This window comes from Mycobacterium sp. TH-M15, assembly GCF_057473705.1.
The window spans coordinates 1-4,786 of sequence record NZ_JBYCLB010000411.1; the positions used below are offsets into that span (position 1 = coordinate 1).

The 4,786-nt window shown below is 69.0% G+C and carries 4 protein-coding genes and 1 pseudogene; all 5 read right to left on the reverse strand.

Annotated features, from left to right (window positions below):
• On the reverse strand, positions 1-1,501 hold a 1,501-nt coding region (locus AC2VNT_RS10000; RefSeq protein ID WP_486946707.1), incomplete at its 3' end, for an acyl-CoA carboxylase subunit beta.
• A gap of 37 nt (positions 1,502-1,538) precedes the next feature.
• Entirely contained in the window at positions 1,539-2,807 is a 1,269-nt protein-coding gene (kasB, locus tag AC2VNT_RS10005) for a 3-oxoacyl-ACP synthase KasB (RefSeq protein WP_486946708.1), read from the reverse strand.
• Positions 2,808-2,841: 34 nt separating this feature from the next.
• Positions 2,842-4,101, reverse strand: coding sequence for a 3-oxoacyl-ACP synthase KasA (kasA, locus tag AC2VNT_RS10010; protein ID WP_486946709.1), 1,260 nt, complete (start codon positions 4,099-4,101; stop codon positions 2,842-2,844).
• Positions 4,098-4,406 carry a meromycolate extension acyl carrier protein AcpM gene (gene acpM / locus AC2VNT_RS10015; RefSeq protein ID WP_486946710.1) on the reverse strand — a complete coding sequence of 103 codons (309 nt, stop codon included), beginning with the start codon at positions 4,404-4,406 and terminating at the stop codon, positions 4,098-4,100. The genes kasA and acpM overlap by 4 nt, the downstream gene beginning before the upstream one ends.
• Positions 4,407-4,482: 76 nt before the next feature.
• Positions 4,483-4,786 (reverse strand): annotated as a pseudogene (locus AC2VNT_RS10020) (ACP S-malonyltransferase); the annotation flags it as partial.

Genomic DNA, 4,786 nt, shown 5'->3' on the forward strand with positions numbered 1-4,786 from the left:
GAAATTTTACATAGTCCAAGTGACGCATGTTTTCTGGGCACAGGCTTCGACAGAGAAACCATAGCTCGTCATAAAGGAGAAGTGCCCCAAATGCACCATCGAGAATTGGATTTGGAGAATCATCCTCGGTGAGCTTGCTGCGGGTGTGCGCCGGGTCGATCTTCTCGTCGACGACGCCGATGTCGATGGCGCTGTCTACCCCGCCGGCGATCCGCTCGTGCTCGGCGGCCAGCTCCTCGTGCAGCGCCTCACGCTCGTGCTCGGGCGCCGCGGCCAGCTTCTTCTTGTGCAGGATGCCGACCGCAGCCTTGGCGCCCATCACCGCGACCTCGGCGTCCGGCCAGGCGAACACCTTGGTGGCGCCCAGCGAGCGGGAGTTCATCGCGATGTAGGCGCCGCCGTAGGTCTTGCGGGTGACCAGGGTTACCCGGGGCACGGTCGATTCGCCGAACGCGTGCAGCAGCTTGGCGCCGCGGCGCACCACGCCGCCCCATTCCTGGCCGACACCGGGCAGGTAACCCGGCACGTCGACGATGACGATCAGCGGGATGCCGAACGCGTCGCAGAGCCGGACGAAACGGGCCGCCTTCTCGGCGCTCTCCGAGTTCAGGCAGCCGCCGAGCCGCAGCGGGTTGTTGGCCAACACCCCGACGCTGCGCCCGGAGAGCCGCCCCAGGCCGACCACCATCGACGGCGCCCACTTGGCCTGGAACTCCTCGAACGCGACCCCGCCTTCGTCCGGGTCGAGCAGCGCGGTGACCAGCGGATGCACGTCGTAGGCGCGCCGCGCCGACTCCGGCAGCAGCGCGTGCAGGTCGATGTCGCCGGCTTCGGCCTTGGTGCGGTCGAAATGCCCCTGCTGGCAGAAGAATCCGACCAGCCGGCGGCCGCGGGCGTAGGCGTCGAGTTCGTCGTCGGCGACGATGTGGCAGACCCCGGACTTCTTGTGGTGGGCCTCCGGGCCGCCCAGCGACGCCATGTCGACGTCCTCACCGGTGACGCTGCGCACCACGTCCGGTCCGGTGACGAAGACCCGGCTCTCCGGCGCCATCACGATGACGTCGGTCAGTGCCGGGCCGTAGGCGGCACCGCCGGCGGCGAACCCGACCACCACCGAGATCTGCGGGATGTACCCGGACGCCCGGATCATCGCCTCGAAGACCTGGCCGACGCCGTGCAACGCCCGCACCCCGTCGGCCAGCCGGGCACCGCCGGAGTGCCAGATGCCCACGATCGGGCTCTGCTCGGCGATCGCGGTGTCGTAGGCGGCGACGATCTGCGCGCAGCCCTCCACGCCCATCGCGCCGCCCATCACGGTGCCGTCGGTGCAGAACGCAATGGTGCGCACCCCGTTGACGGTGCCGGCGGCGGCGAGCACCCCGGACCGGTCGCGTTCGTGCAGCAGCTCTACGCTGCCGTCGTCGAAGAACGTGGCGAGCCGCAGCAGCGGGTCGCGCGGGTCGACGGACTCGTCGACCGGGTCCGGGGCCATGGTCGTCATCGCCGGGTCTCCTTCTCGGTTGGTCTCGCTGCCGGCGTCAGGGCCGGCCGAAGACGAGTGCGACATTGTGCCCGCCGAACCCGAACGAGTTGTTGATCGCGTACTGGTATCTGCCCGGGCGCGGCTTGTCGGCCACCACGTCCAGGTCGATCTCGGGGTCGAGGTGGGCCAGGTTCAGCGTCGGCGGGATCACCTGGTCACGCAGGGTCAGCACGGTCAGGATCGACTCGGCCGCACCGGCCGCGCCGACCGAGTGGCCGATCGCGGACTTGGGCGCGTACACCGCCGCGTTGCCGCCGCCCTGGCCCAGCGCATTGTTGATGGCGTGACTCTCGGCGACGTCGCCGACCGTGGTCGCCGTGGCGTGGGCGTTGACGTGGTCGACGTCCTCGGGTGTGAGGCCGGCCAGTTGGATCGCCCGCGTCATCGCGTATCCGGCCTGCTGGCCGTCCGGATCGGGGGCCACGATGTGGTAGCCGTCGGACGTCACCGCACCGCCCATGAGCCGGGCGATGATGTTCGCCCCGCGGGCTTTGGCGTGCTCCTCGGTCTCGATCACCATCAGGGCACCCGCCTCACCGAAGACGAAGCCGTCGCGGTCCCGATCGAACGGGCGGCAGGCGCCGGCCGGGTCGTCGTTGTTGGTCGACATCACGATGCGCATCTGGGCGAAGCCGGCGATCGGCACCGCCTCGATCCGCTGCTCCACCCCGCCGCAGATCGCGATGTCGGCCTCGCCGAGCACGATCTGCTGCCAGGCCCGGGCGATGGCCTCCGCTCCGGATGCGCACGCCGAAATCGAGGTCAACACCCCGGCTTTGGCTTTGCGGTCAAGCCCGATGGCCGCACCCGCGGCGTTGGGCATGTACTTCTGCACGGTGAGCGGGGAGACCGCCGTGATGCCGCGCTCGCGCATGTCGTCGTAGGCGAAGACCAACTCCTCGGTCGAGCCCAGCCCGGTGCCGACCGACACCATCAGCCGACGGGTGTCGACCTCGGGGGAGCCGGTGTTCTCCCAGACCCGCCGGCCGAGAACCAGCGCCGCCTTCTGCAGGTAGGACAGTCGACGCGACTCGACCCGGGTCAGGGCGGTCTCGAAGGACTCCGGGGTCTCGATCAGGTGACCGCCGATGCGGACCGGGAGGTCGTACCTGGTGACGAAGTCGTCGTCAAGCGTGCGAATCCCGCTCTGGCCGTCCAGCAGTTTCGTCCAGGTGGTCTCCGCGTCGGCGGCCAGCGGGCTGGTCAGGGCGACCCCGGTGACGACGACGTCGGGGAAACCGTTTCCTGTGGTCAGCGTGGACATGGGTGTTGCGAACTTCCTTATATCCGGTCCGGGTTCAGTACCGCCCAAAGGCGAGCGCGACGTTGTGCCCACCGAACCCGAACGAGTTGTTGATGGCGTAGGAGTAGTCACCGTACCGGGGCTCACCGGCGACCACGTCCAGGTCGATCTCCGGGTCCGGTGTCTCGTAGTTCAGCGTCGGCGGGATGACCCCGTCGCGCAGTGAGAGCACGGTCAGCACCGACTCCAGCGCACCGACCGCCCCGATGGAGTGGCCCAGCGCCGACTTCGGCGCGTACACCGCGGCGTGCTCGCAACCGGCGACCCGGATCGCGTTGGCCTCGGCGGTGTCGCCGATCGGGGTGGCGGTTCCGTGCGCGTTGACGTGGTCGATGTCCTTGGCGGACAGGCCCGCCAGCTCCAGCGACCGGGTCATGGCCCGGCCGGCCCGCAGACCGTCCGGCGCCGGGGCAACCATGTGATAGGCGTCCGAGGTGATGCCGGCGCCCATCAGCCGGGCCAGCGGCTTGGCGCCGCGCGCCTTGGCGTGCTCTTCGGTCTCGATGATCATCATCGCGCCGGCCTCACCGAACACGAAGCCGTCGCGGTCCTTGTCGAACGGCCGCGACGCCTTCTCCGGCTCGTCGTTGCGGGTCGACATGGCGCGCATCATCGAGAACGCCGCGATCGGCAGCGCCTCGATCACGCCTTCCACGCCACCGCAGACGACGAAGTCGGCGTCACCCATGACGATCTGGCGCCACGCGTGGGCGATCGCCTCCGAGCCCGACGAGCAGGCCGACACCGGGGTGATCACCCCGGCCCGGGCGCCGAGCTGCAGGCCGACCACCGCGGCGGCGCCGTTGGGCATGATCATCTGAACGGCCAGCGGCGACACCTTGCGCGGGCCGCCCTCGTTCATCAGGTCGTAGGTCTCGACGATCTTCTCGCCGCCACCCAGCCCGGTGCCGATCACGACCGAGAACCGGTCCGGGTCGACCTCGGGGGAGCCGGCGTTCTCCCACAGCCGGGTGGCGACCAGCTTGGACATCCGCTGCACGTAGGACATCCGGCGCAGGTCCAGTCGGCCCATGTGGTCGTCGACCGGGTCCTTGAGGTGCCCGCCGATCTTGACCGGCAGGTCCCACTTGGTGACGTACTCGTCCTCGAGGACGTGGATGCCGCTCTCGCCGGCCAGCAGACCCTTCCAGGTGCTCTCGGCGTCCGCCGCGATCGACGTGGTGGCCTCAACGGCGGTTACCACCACATCGGGGTACCCGCCGTTGGCCGTTGAAGGCGCCGGCGCCGTGCTCACTTGTTCTCCGCGGCGAACTTCTCGCGCAGCGCGGCGGCGGCCTCGGGGTTCTCGGCCTCGAGCTTCTGGATGTAGTTCACGACGTCGCCGACGGTGCGCAGCCCGGCCAGGTCCTCGTCCGGGATCTTCACGCCGTACTTGTCCTCGGTCTGCACCGCGATCTCGACCATCGACAGCGAGTCGATGTCCAAGTCGTCGATGAACGACTTCTCCATCGTCACCTCGGACGGCTCGATACCGGTCACCTCTTCGATGATCTCGGCGATGCCGGCGATGATTTGCTGCTGTTCTTCCGTGGTGGCCACTACGGCTCCTTCGTAATCGGTTGTGCTACTTGAAAAGATCGTGCGTATGTGGTTGTCCTGGCGGTGACGTGGCCTGCTACAGCTGCGCCAACCCGTCCAGGTCTGCGGGTGATTTGACGGCGTGCGTCGGAACCCCCCGAAGTTCGCGTTTGGCGATGCCGGTGAGCGCTCCCGCGGGGGGAAGCTCAACGACCGCCGTGACGTCGAGACCGCGGATGGTCTCCATGCACAGGTCCCAGCGCACCGGTCGGGTCAGCTGGGCGACGAGCTGCTCCATCGCCGCGGCCGCCGAGGTCAGCGCCGCCCCGTCGAAGTTGGAGAGCAGGGTGACGGTGGGCTCTCCAGTTTCGACCCGCTGCGCCGCGGCGGTGTAGCCGTCC

Excerpts from the sequence above, each read along its gene's own strand:
- kasB (WP_486946708.1), bottom strand. The coding sequence starts at position 2,807 with ATGTCCACGCTGACCACAGGAAACGGTTTCCCCGACGTCGTCGTCACC.